Consider the following 12,592-nt stretch of genomic DNA (forward strand, 5'->3'; position numbering starts at 1 on the left):
GGCAAGAAGACCCGCACCAACAAGTCGACCGACAAATTCATTCTCCTAAGCCGCCACAAGCGGAAGAAGTAAGGAACGCCGGACATGGTTCGTTCAGTCTGGAAAGGCCCGTTCGTCGAGGCTTCGCTGCTCAAGAAGGCGGATGCCGCGCGCGCGTCAGGCCGTCACGACGTCATAAAGATCTGGAGCCGTCGCTCGACCATCCTGCCGCAGTTCGTGGGGCTGACCTTCGGCGTCTACAACGGACAGAAGCACGTGCCCGTCTCGGTCAACGAGGAAATGGTGGGTCACAAGTTCGGCGAGTTCTCGCCGACCCGGACCTTCCATGGCCACTCGGGCGACAAGAAAGCCAAGAAGGCTTGAGGATTAGACGATGAGCAAACCAAAGCGCGAACGGAGCCTCGCCGAGAACGAGGCCAAGGCGGTCGCCCGGATGCTGCGGGTGAGCCCGCAGAAGCTCAACCTGGTTGCGCAGCTGATCCGGGGCCGGAAGGTTTCGGCCGCTCTTGCCGACCTGCAGTTCTCGCGCAAGCGGATCGCGGTCGATGTCAAGAAGTGCCTGGAATCGGCCATCGCCAATGCCGAGAACAACCACGACCTCGATGTCGACGATCTGATCGTCTCCGAGGCGCACGTTGGCAACGGCATCGTCATGAAGCGTTTTGCGGCGCGCGGCCGTGGCCGCTCGGGCCGCGTGTTCAAACCATTTTCGCAGCTGACGATCGTCGTTCGTCAGGTCGAGGCGAGCGCGTAAGGCGCAGGAGAAAACGATGGGTCAAAAGATCAATCCGATCGGTCTGCGTCTCGGCATCAACCGGACCTGGGATTCGCGCTGGTTCGCCGGCAAGGCCGAGTACGGCAAGCTGCTCCACGAGGACGTCAAGATCCGCGAGATCCTGCACAAGGAGCTCAAGCAGGCCGCCGTTGCCCGAATCGTGATCGAGCGTCCGCACAAGAAATGCCGCGTCACCATCCACTCGGCGCGTCCGGGCGTCGTGATCGGCAAAAAGGGCGCCGACATCGACAAGTTGCGCAAGAAGGTCGCCGACATCACCTCGTCGGACGTCGTCATCAACATCGTCGAGATCCGCAAGCCCGAGCTCGACGCCACGCTGGTGGCTGAATCGATCGCCCAGCAGCTCGAGCGCCGCGTCGCGTTCCGCCGCGCCATGAAGCGCGCGGTGCAGTCGGCGATGCGCCTCGGTGCCGAGGGCATCCGCATCAACTGCTCGGGTCGTCTGGGCGGCGCTGAAATCGCCCGCATGGAGTGGTACCGCGAGGGCCGCGTGCCGCTGCACACCCTGCGCGCCGACATCGACTACGGCGTTGCGACCGCGTTCACGACCTTCGGCACCTGCGGCGTCAAGGTCTGGATCTTCAAGGGCGAGATCCTCGAGCACGATCCGATGGCCCAGGACAAGAGAATGGCCGAGGGCGAAGGCGGCGGCGGGCGGCAGCGCCGCGATGCCGCCTGAGTAACGGCCTGACAGAAAGTTTGAGGGCTTAACGCCATGATGCAACCTAAGAAAACGAAGTTCCGGAAGGCGCATAAGGGCCGTATCCACGGCGTTGCGACTTCGGGCGCGACGTTGTCCTTCGGCCAGTACGGCCTGAAGGCCACCGAGCCCGATCGCGTCACCGCGCGCCAGATCGAGGCCGCCCGCCGCGCGCTGACCCGTCACATGAAGCGCGCCGGCCGCGTCTGGATCCGCGTGTTCCCCGACGTTCCGGTGTCGAAGAAGCCCGCCGAAGTCCGCATGGGCTCGGGCAAGGGTGCGCCGGAATTGTGGGTGGCGCGGGTCAAGCCGGGCAGGGTGCTGTTCGAGATCGACGGCGTGAACACGCAGACGGCGCGCGAGGCGCTGTCGCTGGCCGCCGCCAAGCTGCCGATCAAGACTCGCTTCGTCGAGCGCATTGCGGAGTGACTGCCATGGCCCAGATGAAGATCTCCGATATCCGCGCGATGATCCCCGACCAGATGGAGGATGCCATCCTCAATCTGAAGAAGGAGCGGTTCAACCTGCGCTTCCAGCGCGCCACCGGGCAGCTCGAGAACACCTCGCGCATGCGTGAGGCTCGCCGCGACATCGCCCGGATCAAGACCATCGCCGCGCAGAAGCGCGCGAAGAAGAAGTAAGGGGCTCAAAGCAATGCCGAAACGTACCCTGCAGGGCGTGGTCGTCAGCGACAAGCAAGCCAAGACGATCGTGGTGCGCGTCGACCGCCGCTTCACGCACCCGATCTACAAGAAGACGATCCGCCGTTCGAAGAACTATCACGCGCACGACGAGACGAACGAGTTCAAGCCGGGCGATGTGGTCTGGATCGAGGAGTCGAAGCCGATCTCCAAGCTCAAGCGCTGGGTCGTGATCCGGGGCGAGCACAAGAAAACCGCCTGAGCCCGTTTCGGCGGCAGCCGGCAGGGACTTGGGAAAATTCAAGGGCGCAGCCAGCCTGCCCCGCAGATGAAGAGGACGAGGTGCATCAATGATTCAGATGCAGACCAACCTCGACGTGGCCGACAATTCTGGCGCACGCCGTGTCATGTGTATCAAGGTGCTTGGTGGCTCCAAGCGCCGCTACGCCACCGTGGGCGACATCATCGTCGTGTCGATCAAGGAAGCCATTCCGCGCGGCAAGGTGAAGAAGGGTGACGTGATGAAGGCCGTGGTGGTGCGGGTCCGCAAGGACATCCGCCGTCCCGACGGCTCCGTCATCCGCTTCGACCGCAACGCCGCCGTCCTGATCAACAACCAGGCCGAGCCGGTCGGTACCCGTATCTTCGGGCCGGTGCCGCGCGAGCTGCGCGCCAAGAACCACATGAAGATCATCTCGCTCGCGCCGGAGGTGTTGTAATGGCCGCGAAGATTCGCAAAGGCGACAAGGTCATCGTGCTGACCGGTCGCGACAAGGGCCGCACCGGCGAAGTGTTCGAGGTGCGCCCCGAACAGGGCACGGCCCTGGTGCGCGGCGTCAACATGGTGAAGCGCCACCAGAAGCAGACCCAGAACCAGGAGGGCGGCATCATCTCCAAGGAGGCGCCGGTCCAACTGTCGAACATTGCGTATCTCGGCAAGGACGGAAAGCCGACGCGCATCGGATTCAAAATTCACGCGGACGGCAAGAAGGTCCGCGTCGCCAAGAGCTCGGGAGCAGAGATCGATGGCTGATACGGTTTACGTGCCGCGCCTGCGCGCGGAATATGACAGCAAGATCCGCGGTATGCTGACCGAGAAATTCGGCTACCAGAACGTCATGCAGGTGCCGCGACTGGAGAAGGTCGTGCTCAACATGGGCGTCGGCGACTCGGTCAACGACCGCAAGAAGGCCGAGACCGCCGCTGCCGAGCTGACGCAGATCGCCGGCCAGAAGGCCATCGTGACCTATTCGCGCGTCGCCATTGCGACCTTCAAGCTGCGCGAGAACCAGCCGATCGGCTGCAAGGTCACGCTGCGCAAGGCGCGCATGTACGAGTTCATCGATCGTCTGGTGAACGTCGCCCTGCCGCGCGTCCGCGACTTCCGCGGGCTGAACCCGAAGAGCTTCGACGGCCGCGGCAACTACTCGCTCGGCATCAAGGAGCACATCATTTTCCCCGAGATCGACTTCGACAAGGTCTCGGAGGCGCGTGGCATGGACATCACCGTCTGCACCACGGCCAAGACCGACGACGAGGCGCGGGCCTTGTTGACCGCTTTCAATTTCCCGTTCCGGCAGTGAGTCGCTGAAGAGCAGCCCCTCAAACGCGGAAACCCAGGAGCCAACCAAGCATGGCAAAGAAGAGTTCAGTCGAGAAGAACAACCGGCGCAAGCGGATGGCCAAGAATGCCGCGCCCAGGCGGGCGAAGCTGAAGGCCATCATCGCCGACAAGAACAAACCGATGGAGGAGCGCTTCGCGGCGACGCTGAAGCTGGCGGAAATGCCGCGCAACTCGTCGCCGACCCGCATCCGCAACCGTTGCGAGCTCACCGGTCGTCCGCGCTCGAACTATCGCAAGAACAAGCTGTCCCGCATCGCGCTGCGTGAACTCGGGTCCAAGGGCCTGATTCCCGGGCTCGTGAAGTCGAGCTGGTAAGGAGGGTCGTCACATGTCAACGCACGATCCGATCAGCGATCTGATCACCCGCATCCGCAACGCGCAGATGCGTTCCAAGACCAAGGTCACGACTCCCGGCTCCAAGATGCGCCAGAACGTGCTCGAGGTGCTGAAGGCCGAAGGCTACATCCGCGGCTACGCCACGGTGGAGCACCAGTCCGGCCGCAGCGAGCTCGAGATCGAGCTGAAGTATTTCGACGGCGAGCCCGTCATTCGCGAGATCGAGCGGGTGTCGAAGCCCGGGCGCCGCGTCTACACCTCGGTGAAGAATCTGCCGCGGGTGAACAACGGCCTCGGCATTTCGGTGTTATCGACGCCGAAGGGAATCATGGCTGACCACGAAGCTCGCGAGGCGAATGTGGGCGGCGAAGTTCTCTTTACGGTCTTCTGAGAAGGATTGAGCCATGTCACGTGTTGGCAAGAAGCCAGTGACGGTGCCGGCGGGCGTCACCGCGACCGTCGACGGGCAGACCGTCAAGATGAAGGGGCCGAAGGGCCAGCTTCAGTTCGTCGTGCATGACGACGTCGAGGTGAAGCTCGAGAACGGCCAGGTCAAGGTCGCTCCGCGGGTGGAGACCAACCGCGCGATCGCGCTGTATGGCACCGCCCGTGCGCAGGTCGCCAACCTCGTCGCCGGCGTTACCAAGGGTTTCGAGAGGAAGCTCGAGATCACCGGCGTCGGCTATCGCGCCGCGATGCAGGGCAAGAACCTGCAGCTCGCGCTGGGCTACAGCCACGACGTGGTCTATGCGATCCCGGAGGGCATCACGATTACCGTGCCGAAGCCGACCGAGATCACGGTCTCGGGCACCGATATCCAGCGCGTCGGCCAGGTCGCTGCCGAGATCCGCGCTTACCGTCCGCCGGAGCCCTACAAGGGCAAGGGCGTGAAGTATGTCGACGAATTCATCTTCCGCAAGGAAGGCAAGAAGAAGTAACGGAGCCGGTCATGTCCAGAAACAAGGTCACGAATGCCCGGCGCAAGCAGCGCGTGCGTCTTTCGCTGCGCCGTTCCGCCAACGGCCGTCCGCGCCTGTCGGTGTTCCGTTCGTCCAAGCACATCTATGCCCAGGTCATCGACGACCTGAAGGGCGAGACGGTGGCGTCGGCCTCCTCGCTGGAGAAGGCGATGCGGGATTCCGGCAAGACCGGCGCCGACATCGATGCGGCGAAGGCGGTCGGCAAGCTGCTTGCCGAACGTGCCGTGCAGAAGGGCGTCAAGGAAGTCGTGTTCGATCGCGGCGGCTATCTCTATCACGGTCGCGTCAAGGCGCTGGCCGATGCCGCGCGGGAAAGCGGTCTGAGCTTCTAACAACGGATTTGAGGATAAGGGGCCTTGCGCCTCTCAAGGATTGGAAAACACCATGGCAGCTGAACGCGAACGCGGCGGACGCGAACGGAGCAGGGAGCGCGAGGAGCGCGACAGCGAGTTCGTCGACAAGCTCGTCCACATCAATCGCGTGGCGAAGGTCGTCAAGGGCGGCAAGCGCTTCGGTTTCGCGGCGCTGGTCGTGATCGGCGACCAGAAGGGCCGCGTGGGCTTCGGTCACGGCAAGGCGCGCGAGGTTCCGGAAGCGATCCGCAAGGCGACCGACGCCGCCAAGCGCAACCTGACCCGCGTTCCGTTGCGCGAGGGCCGCACCCTGCACCACGACATCGCCGGCCGCCACGGGGCAGGGCGCGTCTACCTGCGCGCGGCTCCGGCCGGTACCGGCATCATCGCCGGCGGCCCGATGCGCGCGGTCTTCGAGACGCTCGGGATCCAGGACGTGGTGGCGAAGTCGATCGGCTCGTCCAACCCCTACAACATGGTGCGCGCGACCTTCGATGCGCTCAAGCACCTGGACTCGCCGCGTTCGGTCGCGGCGCGCCGCAGCATCAAGGTATCCACCCTGCAGGCCCGCCGCATCGGCGGCGATGCCGAGGCGGCCGCCGACTAACGGAAGCTTTTCGGAGTAAATGCGATGGCTAAGGCCGCAAAGACGATCAAGGTCGAGCAGACCGGCAGCGCAATCCGCCGCCACCACTCGCAGCGTTCTACGCTGATCGGGCTCAGGCTCAACAAGATCGGCCGCGTCGCCGAACTGCCGGACACCCCGGCGGTCCGCGGCATGATCGAAAAGGTTCACCATCTCGTCCGCATCGTCGGCGAGAAGTAAGCAACAAGGAGAAGGGCGATGAAGCTCAGCGATATCGCCGACAACGCCGGCTCGCGCAAGAAGCGCATGCGGGTCGGCCGCGGCATCGGGTCGGGCAAGGGCAAGACCTCCGGTCGCGGCGGCAAGGGCCAGACCGCGCGCTCCGGCGTGCGCATCAAGGGCTTCGAGGGCGGCCAGATGCCGCTGCATCGGCGCCTGCCCAAGCGTGGCTTCAACAACATCTTCCGGCTCGAGTTCGCCGAGATCAATCTCGATCGGCTGCAAGAGGCGGTCGATGCCAAGCTGGTCGATGCCGGCAGCGTCGTGAACGCCGAGTCGCTGGTGAAGGCCGGCGTGCTCCGCCGCGCCAAGGACGGCGTTCGGCTGCTCGGCCGCGGCGAGCTCAAGGCCAAGCTCAACATCGAGGTGCATGGCGCCTCGAAGTCCGCGATCGCTGCGGTCGAAAAGGCCGGCGGCACGGTCAAGATCCTGGCCCCGGCAAAGCAGGAAGGCGAGGCGGCGTAACAACTGCGTCATTGCCCGCTTTCGCGGGCGCTTGGCGCATGACGACAATGGACTTATCGAAGCCGAGCACCAGATAATGTCCGGCGTCTGCCTGTCGCCCCACCCATGGGTTGGGCATGAGGGCGAGCAAGGCGGCGGGAGAAAGCCCAAATGGTCTCAGCAGCGGAACAACTGGCGGCAAACCTCAATTTCGGGTCGCTTGCCAAGGCCGACGAACTGAAGAAGCGCATCTGGTTCACGCTGGGTGCGCTGCTTGTTTACCGGCTTGGCACCTACATTCCGCTGCCCGGCATCGATCCCAACATCTGGGAGCAGGTGTTCAAGTCCCAGGCGGGCGGCATTCTCGGCATGTTCAACATGTTCGCCGGCGGTGGAATTCACCGCATGGCGATCTTTGCGTTGAACATCATGCCGTATATTTCCGCCTCGATCATTATCCAGCTCCTGACGACGGTCTCGCCGCAGCTCGAAGCGCTGAAGAAGGAAGGCGAGGCGGGCCGCAAGACCCTTAACCAGTACACGCGCTACCTGACGGTCATCCTCGCCGCGTTCCAGTCCTACGGCATCGCCGTCGGCCTTGAGGGCGCGGGCAACGTGGTCAGCGACCCCGGCCTGTTCTTCCGCCTGTCCACCACCATCACCCTGACCGGCGGCACCATGTTCCTGATGTGGCTGGGCGAGCAGGTCACCTCGCGCGGCATCGGCAACGGTATCTCACTCATCATCCTCGCCGGCATCGTGGCGGAATTGCCCTCGGCGCTCGCCAACATGCTCGAACTCGGTCGCCAGGGCGCCATGTCGACCGGCCTGATCCTGATCGTCATCGTGATGGCAGTGGCGGTAATCGCCGTCATCGTGTTCGTGGAGCGCGCCCAGCGCCGGCTGCTGATCCAGTATCCCAAGCGCCAGGTCGGCAACAAGATGTTCGAGGGCCAGTCCTCGCACCTGCCGCTGAAGCTGAACACCTCCGGCGTCATTCCGCCGATCTTTGCGTCCTCGCTGCTGCTGCTGCCCACGACAGTCGCGAACTTCAACGCCGGCAGCGGGCCGGAATGGTTCCAGTGGATCAACACCCAGCTCAGCCACGGCCGTCCGCTGTTCCTGGTGCTCTACCTCGCGATGATCGTTTTCTTTGCCTTCTTCTACACGGCGATCGTGTTCAATCCGACCGAGACCGCTGAAAACCTGAAGAAGCATGGCGGTTTCATTCCGGGCATCCGGCCCGGCGAGCGCACCGCCGAGTACATCGACTACGTGCTGTCGCGCATCACCGTAGTCGGCGCGATCTACCTTGCGGTCGTCTGTCTGATTCCGGAGATCCTGATCTCCTACGCGTCGGTGCCGTTCTATTTCGGCGGCACGTCGCTTCTGATCGTGGTCAGTGTCACGATGGACACCGTGGCGCAGGTCCAGGGTTATCTGCTCGCCCATCAGTATGAAGGGCTCATCAGGAAGTCGAAGCTGCGCGGTGGGCGGCGCAACCGGTAAACGCCACCAAAAGACGTCGCAATGAACCAACAGCTGGCGCGCCGTATCGTCTTCACGATCGGCGCGCTGCTCGTTTTCAGGCTGGGCACCTACATCCCGCTGCCCGGCATCGACTCCGACCTGCTGGTCCAATTGTTCAGTTCCCAGGCGGGCGGCATTCTCGGCATGTTCAACACGATCTCCGGCGGCGCCGTCCAGCGCATGGCGATTTTCGCGCTTGCTCTCGCCCCCTATCTGAGCGCGGCGATATTCATTCGCGTGCTGGCGATGGTGTCGGGAAAGCTGACCTCGGCCGAACGATCGGGCGAGGAAGGCCGGCGCAGGCTTGCTCGCTACACGTTGCTGCTGACATTGTTCATTGCGGCTTTCCAGGCGTACGGCGTCGCTTCTGCTCTCCAGCAAATTCCCGGTATCGTCGCCGATCCCGGCGTCTGGTTCCTGCTTTCGGCGACGGCCTCGCTGGTCGGAGGTGTCTTTTTTCTAGTCTGGTTGAGCGAGCTGATCACTTGCCATGGCATCGGCAACGGCCTTGCTCTCATCCTGTGCGTGGGCACGGTCACCTCACTGCCGTCCATCGTTGCAGGCACCTTCGATCTCATTCAACGAGGCGAGATTTCCGGCGCTTTCCTGTTGCTTCACTGCGTTCTCGCGCTGGCTTTCCTCGTTCTGATGGTCTTCGTGGAAAGCGCGCGTCGCCGCGTGCCGCTTGCTTTTGCCGAACGAAAGCTCAAAGACCGTTCGCTTCCGGCGCAAACCGGCGCGCTCTCGATCAAGATCAACAGCGCCGGATTCCTGATGCCGATCACGCTGGAGTCGTGGGTGCTGTTCTTGCCCCTGGTCGCGGCCGGATTCATGTTTGGCGGCGCTACGCCCTGGGTTGCCGCTGCATTCAAACAACTGGAGTACGGCCAACCGCTCCACCTCATACTGGGGTCGATTGCAGTATTCGGTCTCGCTTTTTTTTACACCTCCTACGTGCTGGATCCCGAGCATGCCGCACAGCGGCTTCACAAGCTGGGTGGCACAATTCCGGGCGTAGAACCGGGCGAGCCGACGGTGGCCTATCTGGATCGCACGGTGTCGTTCACGACCTTGATCGGAGCCGTCTACCTCACGGCCTTGACGCTGATTCCGGAGGCCCTGATCGCCTACGGCATCGGGCTCCCCTACAGTATAAGTGGTGCTGCAACCCTGCTTGTGGTTTGCACAGTTCTTGATATTCGAACACAGGCGCGCGGTTTGTTGCGCACCAATCGGGGGGGTGAATACAAATGAGAATTATTCTTCTTGGGCCGCCCGGGTCGGGCAAGGGAACCCAGGCCCAGCGGCTGGTGCAGCGCCATGGCATCGTCCAGCTTTCCACTGGTGACATGCTGCGCGCCGCAGTGGCGGCGCAGACGCCGATCGGGCTGAAGGCCAAGGACATCATGGCGGCCGGGGGCCTCGTGCCCGACGACATCGTGATCGGCATCATTTCCGACCGCATCGACCAGCCAGACGCTCAGAACGGCTTTATCCTCGACGGCTTTCCGCGCACGGTGCCGCAGGCCGAGGCTCTCGACCAGCTGCTCAAGGAAAAGAATCTGCAACTCGACGCGGCGATCGAGCTCCGCGTGAACGAGAGCGCGCTTCTGCAGCGCGTCGAAACGCGCGTCGCCCAGATGCGGGAGAGGGGCGAGGAGGTCCGCGCCGACGATACCCCGGAGGTGCTCAGCAACCGCCTTGCCAGCTACCGTAAGCTGACCGAGCCGTTGATCGAGTACTATTCCGAGCGCCGCATGCTGGTGACGGTCGATGGCATGATGCCCATCGAGCACGTGACCGAGGAGATCGAGCGCATCCTGTCCGCGATCGGGACCGGCAATGTCGCCAAGCCGGCCAAGGGAAAGAACAAGCCGGCCAGGAAGGCCGGGGGCCCGGCCGGGCGGGCGGCCAAACCCGCCAGGAAGGCTGCCAAGGGCTCCAGGAAGGCTGCCAAAAAGGCCGGGAAGAAGGCCGCCAAGGCCGTCAAGAAGGCCACCAGGCCGGCGAAGAAGGCCAAATCGGCCTCTGGCAAGCGGGCCGGAGCGGCCAAGAAGGCCAAAGCCTCCCGCAAGGCGTCCAAGGCGGCTTCGAGGGGCGCCAGGAAGGCCTCCCGGAAGGGAGCCAAGAAGGGGGGCAGGAAGCCCGCCCGGAAGATCCCAAAAAAGGTCACGAAAAAGCGAGCTAAAGCGTAGCAGCGGTTGACGAAACCGGGTTGAATCCTTTAATAAGCCCCGCATCCAAGTCGGATAGTTCTAGACGATGCCGGGCCCCAGGAAGACCGGGGAAGGGCGTCGTGTTCGCGTTTGTGGACACCTGCCCGAGATAGCAAGAACTTAAGCGCCGGCCTTAAGAGAGGCCGGCAACAGGAGAGATGGCCGTGGCTCGTATTGCCGGCGTGAATATTCCTACCAACAAGCGCGCCCTGATCGCGCTTCAGTACATTCATGGCATCGGTTCCAAGAGCGCGGCCGAGATCATGGAGAAGGTCAAGATTCCGGTGGATCGTCGCGTCAACCAGCTGACCGACCAGGAAGTCCTGCAGATCCGCGAAGTGATCGACCGCGACTACCTCGTCGAGGGCGACCTGCGTCGTGAGACCGGCATCAACATCAAGCGTCTGATGGACCTCGGCTGCTATCGCGGCCTGCGTCATCGTCGCGGCCTGCCGGTGCGCGGTCAGCGCACCCACACCAATGCGCGCACGCGCAAGGGCCCGGCCAAGGCCATCGCCGGCAAGAAGAAGTGATTTTCGGCGAATAGCGAGCAGGGAGTGGCGAGTAGTTCCATTCGCTTCTCGCCATTCGCTAATCGCGTTTTTGGTGTAGCCGCTGGCATTACGGCGGCGTTTGAGATCGTAGGAAAGGTAATCAATGGGCAAGGAAGCCACCCGCGTTCGCCGTCGTGAGCGCAAGAACATCGCCTCCGGCGTCGCGCATGTGAACTCGTCGTTCAACAACACGACGATCACCATCACCGACGCGCAGGGCAACACGATTGCCTGGTCGTCGGCGGGCACCATGGGTTTCAAGGGTTCGCGCAAGTCGACCCCGTATGCGGCGCAGGTTGCCGCGGAGGACGTTTCCAAGAAGGCGCAGGAACACGGCATGCGCACGCTGGAAGTCGAGGTTGCCGGTCCCGGTTCGGGCCGCGAGTCGGCGCTTCGCGCGCTGCAGGCGGCGGGCTTCACCGTCACGTCGATCCGTGACGTGACCACGATCCCGCACAATGGTTGCCGTCCGCGCAAGCGTCGGCGCGTTTGATACGAGTTGCGGGCGGCGTTGCCGTTCGCGATGGCTTTGTGACGTTATGAAAATGCCGCAGCCTTTCTGCGGGTCTCTCCAACGCCAGTAATTGAATTTGACCAATTAGCTGGCCTGTATGGGTGAAACAGTGACAATCCAGAAAAATTGGCAAGAACTGATCCGGCCGAACAAGCTCCAGGTGGCCCCCGGGGCTGATGCGTCGCGCTTTGCCACCCTCGTGGCCGAGCCGCTCGAGCGTGGCTTCGGCCAAACGCTCGGCAACGCGCTGCGTCGCATCCTGCTGTCCTCGCTGCAGGGCGCGGCGGTGCAGTCGGTGCACATCGACGGCGTGCTCCACGAGTTCTCCTCGATCGCCGGCGTCCGCGAGGACGTCACCGACATCGTCCTCAACATCAAGTACATCTCGATCAAGATGCAGGGCGAAGGCCCCAAGCGCATGGTCGTGAAGAAGCAGGGTCCGGGGGTCGTCACCGCCGGCGACATCCAGACCGTCGGCGACGTGGTCGTGCTCAATCCGGACCTGCAGATCTGCACCCTGGACGAGGGCGCGGAGATCCGCATGGAGTTCACCGTCGCGACCGGCAAGGGCTATGTGCCCGCCGAGCGCAATCGTCCCGAGGACGCGCCGATCGGGCTGATCCCGGTCGACAGCCTGTTCTCGCCGGTGCGCAAGGTCTCCTACAAGGTCGAGAATACCCGCGAGGGCCAGATCCTCGACTACGACAAGCTGACCATGACGATCGAGACCAACGGCGCGATCACGCCGGACGATTCGGTCGCCTACGCCGCGCGGATCCTGCAGGATCAGCTCAACGTGTTCGTCAACTTCGAGGAGCCGCGCAAGGAAGTCGCGCAGGAGATCATCCCCGATCTCGCCTTCAACCCGGCGTTCCTCAAGAAGGTCGACGAGCTCGAACTGTCGGTGCGTTCGGCCAACTGCCTGAAGAACGACAACATCGTCTATATCGGCGACCTCGTGCAGAAGTCGGAAGCGGAAATGCTCCGCACCCCGAACTTCGGCCGCAAGTCGCTGAACGAGATCAAGGAAGTGCTGGCC

22 protein-coding genes are annotated in these 12,592 nt (G+C 63.3%); all 22 read left to right on the top strand.

The window, feature by feature from the left end; all coding sequences use genetic code 11:
- Nucleotides 1-84 precede the first annotated feature (84 nt).
- Nucleotides 85-363: a 30S ribosomal protein S19 gene (rpsS, locus tag HY852_RS11425; RefSeq protein ID WP_024509042.1), complete on the top strand. Its 279-nt coding sequence runs from the start codon at nucleotides 85-87 to the stop codon at nucleotides 361-363.
- A gap of 10 nt (nucleotides 364-373) precedes the next feature.
- Nucleotides 374-754 carry a 50S ribosomal protein L22 gene (rplV, locus tag HY852_RS11430; RefSeq protein WP_291604767.1) on the top strand — a complete coding sequence of 127 codons (381 nt, stop codon included), beginning with the start codon at nucleotides 374-376 and terminating at the stop codon, nucleotides 752-754.
- 16 nt (nucleotides 755-770) lie between these two features.
- Nucleotides 771-1,475, top strand: coding sequence for a 30S ribosomal protein S3 (gene rpsC / locus HY852_RS11435; RefSeq protein ID WP_291604768.1), 705 nt, complete (start codon nucleotides 771-773; stop codon nucleotides 1,473-1,475).
- A 36-nt stretch (nucleotides 1,476-1,511) separates the two neighbouring features.
- Nucleotides 1,512-1,925, top strand: a complete 414-nt coding sequence (rplP, locus tag HY852_RS11440; protein ID WP_291604769.1) for a 50S ribosomal protein L16 — start codon at nucleotides 1,512-1,514, stop codon at nucleotides 1,923-1,925.
- Nucleotides 1,926-1,930: 5 nt separating this feature from the next.
- Complete coding sequence (rpmC, locus tag HY852_RS11445; protein WP_291604770.1) at nucleotides 1,931-2,137, top strand: 50S ribosomal protein L29; 207 nt, start codon at nucleotides 1,931-1,933, stop codon at nucleotides 2,135-2,137.
- 13 nt (nucleotides 2,138-2,150) lie between these two features.
- Nucleotides 2,151-2,399, top strand: coding sequence for a 30S ribosomal protein S17 (gene rpsQ, locus HY852_RS11450; protein ID WP_291604771.1), 249 nt, complete (start codon nucleotides 2,151-2,153; stop codon nucleotides 2,397-2,399).
- Nucleotides 2,400-2,487: 88 nt separating this feature from the next.
- Nucleotides 2,488-2,856 (top strand): 50S ribosomal protein L14, encoded by a 369-nt coding sequence (rplN, locus tag HY852_RS11455; protein WP_072823614.1) that lies wholly within the window; start codon nucleotides 2,488-2,490, stop codon nucleotides 2,854-2,856.
- The gene (gene rplX / locus HY852_RS11460; RefSeq protein ID WP_291604772.1) at nucleotides 2,856-3,170 is read left to right on the top strand and encodes a 50S ribosomal protein L24; all 315 of its coding nucleotides are present in this window, start codon (nucleotides 2,856-2,858) and stop codon (nucleotides 3,168-3,170) included. Before rplN ends, rplX begins: the two co-directional genes overlap by 1 nt.
- The gene (rplE, locus tag HY852_RS11465) at nucleotides 3,163-3,720 is read left to right on the top strand and encodes a 50S ribosomal protein L5 (protein WP_291604774.1); all 558 of its coding nucleotides are present in this window, start codon (nucleotides 3,163-3,165) and stop codon (nucleotides 3,718-3,720) included. Before rplX ends, rplE begins: the two co-directional genes overlap by 8 nt.
- Before the next feature lie 50 nt (nucleotides 3,721-3,770).
- Nucleotides 3,771-4,076, top strand: a complete 306-nt coding sequence (gene rpsN / locus HY852_RS11470) for a 30S ribosomal protein S14 (RefSeq protein WP_291604775.1) — start codon at nucleotides 3,771-3,773, stop codon at nucleotides 4,074-4,076.
- A gap of 13 nt (nucleotides 4,077-4,089) precedes the next feature.
- Nucleotides 4,090-4,488, top strand: coding sequence for a 30S ribosomal protein S8 (gene rpsH / locus HY852_RS11475; protein ID WP_291604776.1), 399 nt, complete (start codon nucleotides 4,090-4,092; stop codon nucleotides 4,486-4,488).
- A 13-nt stretch (nucleotides 4,489-4,501) separates the two neighbouring features.
- The gene (gene rplF / locus HY852_RS11480) at nucleotides 4,502-5,035 is read left to right on the top strand and encodes a 50S ribosomal protein L6 (RefSeq protein WP_291604777.1); all 534 of its coding nucleotides are present in this window, start codon (nucleotides 4,502-4,504) and stop codon (nucleotides 5,033-5,035) included.
- Nucleotides 5,036-5,046: 11 nt separating this feature from the next.
- A complete protein-coding gene (gene rplR, locus HY852_RS11485; protein WP_291604778.1) occupies nucleotides 5,047-5,409 on the top strand; it encodes a 50S ribosomal protein L18 in 363 nt (120 codons plus the stop codon).
- A gap of 52 nt (nucleotides 5,410-5,461) precedes the next feature.
- Complete coding sequence (gene rpsE, locus HY852_RS11490) at nucleotides 5,462-6,037, top strand: 30S ribosomal protein S5 (protein ID WP_291604780.1); 576 nt, start codon at nucleotides 5,462-5,464, stop codon at nucleotides 6,035-6,037.
- Between the two features lie 24 nt (nucleotides 6,038-6,061).
- Nucleotides 6,062-6,256, top strand: coding sequence for a 50S ribosomal protein L30 (gene rpmD, locus HY852_RS11495; protein WP_291604781.1), 195 nt, complete (start codon nucleotides 6,062-6,064; stop codon nucleotides 6,254-6,256).
- 18 nt (nucleotides 6,257-6,274) lie between these two features.
- Nucleotides 6,275-6,760, top strand: a complete 486-nt coding sequence (gene rplO, locus HY852_RS11500) for a 50S ribosomal protein L15 (RefSeq protein ID WP_291604782.1) — start codon at nucleotides 6,275-6,277, stop codon at nucleotides 6,758-6,760.
- A gap of 150 nt (nucleotides 6,761-6,910) precedes the next feature.
- Nucleotides 6,911-8,248, top strand: a complete 1,338-nt coding sequence (gene secY / locus HY852_RS11505) for a preprotein translocase subunit SecY (protein WP_291604783.1) — start codon at nucleotides 6,911-6,913, stop codon at nucleotides 8,246-8,248.
- Between the two features lie 21 nt (nucleotides 8,249-8,269).
- Nucleotides 8,270-9,523 (top strand): preprotein translocase subunit SecY, encoded by a 1,254-nt coding sequence (gene secY / locus HY852_RS11510; RefSeq protein ID WP_291604784.1) that lies wholly within the window; start codon nucleotides 8,270-8,272, stop codon nucleotides 9,521-9,523.
- A complete protein-coding gene (locus HY852_RS11515; RefSeq protein WP_291604785.1) occupies nucleotides 9,520-10,464 on the top strand; it encodes an adenylate kinase in 945 nt (314 codons plus the stop codon). Before secY (HY852_RS11510) ends, HY852_RS11515 begins: the two co-directional genes overlap by 4 nt.
- A gap of 185 nt (nucleotides 10,465-10,649) precedes the next feature.
- The gene (rpsM, locus tag HY852_RS11520) at nucleotides 10,650-11,018 is read left to right on the top strand and encodes a 30S ribosomal protein S13 (RefSeq protein ID WP_291604786.1); all 369 of its coding nucleotides are present in this window, start codon (nucleotides 10,650-10,652) and stop codon (nucleotides 11,016-11,018) included.
- Nucleotides 11,019-11,142: 124 nt separating this feature from the next.
- Complete coding sequence (rpsK, locus tag HY852_RS11525; protein WP_007603045.1) at nucleotides 11,143-11,532, top strand: 30S ribosomal protein S11; 390 nt, start codon at nucleotides 11,143-11,145, stop codon at nucleotides 11,530-11,532.
- A gap of 118 nt (nucleotides 11,533-11,650) precedes the next feature.
- Nucleotides 11,651-12,592, top strand: a 942-nt coding sequence (locus HY852_RS11530) for a DNA-directed RNA polymerase subunit alpha (RefSeq protein ID WP_291604787.1), incomplete at its 3' end; no start/stop codon positions are given.

Source organism: Bradyrhizobium sp. (genome assembly GCF_016213215.1).
Taxonomy (GTDB): Bacteria; Pseudomonadota; Alphaproteobacteria; order Rhizobiales; family Xanthobacteraceae; genus Bradyrhizobium.

Coding starts and splice junctions, on each gene's coding strand:
- rpsS (WP_024509042.1), top strand. CDS start 85: ATGGTTCGTTCAGTCTGGAAAGGCCCGTTCGTCGAGGCTTCGCTGCTC.
- rplV (WP_291604767.1), top strand. CDS start 374: ATGAGCAAACCAAAGCGCGAACGGAGCCTCGCCGAGAACGAGGCCAAG.
- rpsC (WP_291604768.1), top strand. CDS start 771: ATGGGTCAAAAGATCAATCCGATCGGTCTGCGTCTCGGCATCAACCGG.
- rplP (WP_291604769.1), top strand. CDS start 1,512: ATGATGCAACCTAAGAAAACGAAGTTCCGGAAGGCGCATAAGGGCCGT.
- rpmC (WP_291604770.1), top strand. CDS start 1,931: ATGGCCCAGATGAAGATCTCCGATATCCGCGCGATGATCCCCGACCAG.
- rpsQ (WP_291604771.1), top strand. CDS start 2,151: ATGCCGAAACGTACCCTGCAGGGCGTGGTCGTCAGCGACAAGCAAGCC.
- rplN (WP_072823614.1), top strand. CDS start 2,488: ATGATTCAGATGCAGACCAACCTCGACGTGGCCGACAATTCTGGCGCA.
- rplX (WP_291604772.1), top strand. CDS start 2,856: ATGGCCGCGAAGATTCGCAAAGGCGACAAGGTCATCGTGCTGACCGGT.
- rplE (WP_291604774.1), top strand. CDS start 3,163: ATGGCTGATACGGTTTACGTGCCGCGCCTGCGCGCGGAATATGACAGC.
- rpsN (WP_291604775.1), top strand. CDS start 3,771: ATGGCAAAGAAGAGTTCAGTCGAGAAGAACAACCGGCGCAAGCGGATG.
- rpsH (WP_291604776.1), top strand. CDS start 4,090: ATGTCAACGCACGATCCGATCAGCGATCTGATCACCCGCATCCGCAAC.
- rplF (WP_291604777.1), top strand. CDS start 4,502: ATGTCACGTGTTGGCAAGAAGCCAGTGACGGTGCCGGCGGGCGTCACC.
- rplR (WP_291604778.1), top strand. CDS start 5,047: ATGTCCAGAAACAAGGTCACGAATGCCCGGCGCAAGCAGCGCGTGCGT.
- rpsE (WP_291604780.1), top strand. CDS start 5,462: ATGGCAGCTGAACGCGAACGCGGCGGACGCGAACGGAGCAGGGAGCGC.
- rpmD (WP_291604781.1), top strand. CDS start 6,062: ATGGCTAAGGCCGCAAAGACGATCAAGGTCGAGCAGACCGGCAGCGCA.
- rplO (WP_291604782.1), top strand. CDS start 6,275: ATGAAGCTCAGCGATATCGCCGACAACGCCGGCTCGCGCAAGAAGCGC.
- secY (WP_291604783.1), top strand. CDS start 6,911: ATGGTCTCAGCAGCGGAACAACTGGCGGCAAACCTCAATTTCGGGTCG.
- secY (WP_291604784.1), top strand. CDS start 8,270: ATGAACCAACAGCTGGCGCGCCGTATCGTCTTCACGATCGGCGCGCTG.
- HY852_RS11515 (WP_291604785.1), top strand. CDS start 9,520: ATGAGAATTATTCTTCTTGGGCCGCCCGGGTCGGGCAAGGGAACCCAG.
- rpsK (WP_007603045.1), top strand. CDS start 11,143: ATGGGCAAGGAAGCCACCCGCGTTCGCCGTCGTGAGCGCAAGAACATC.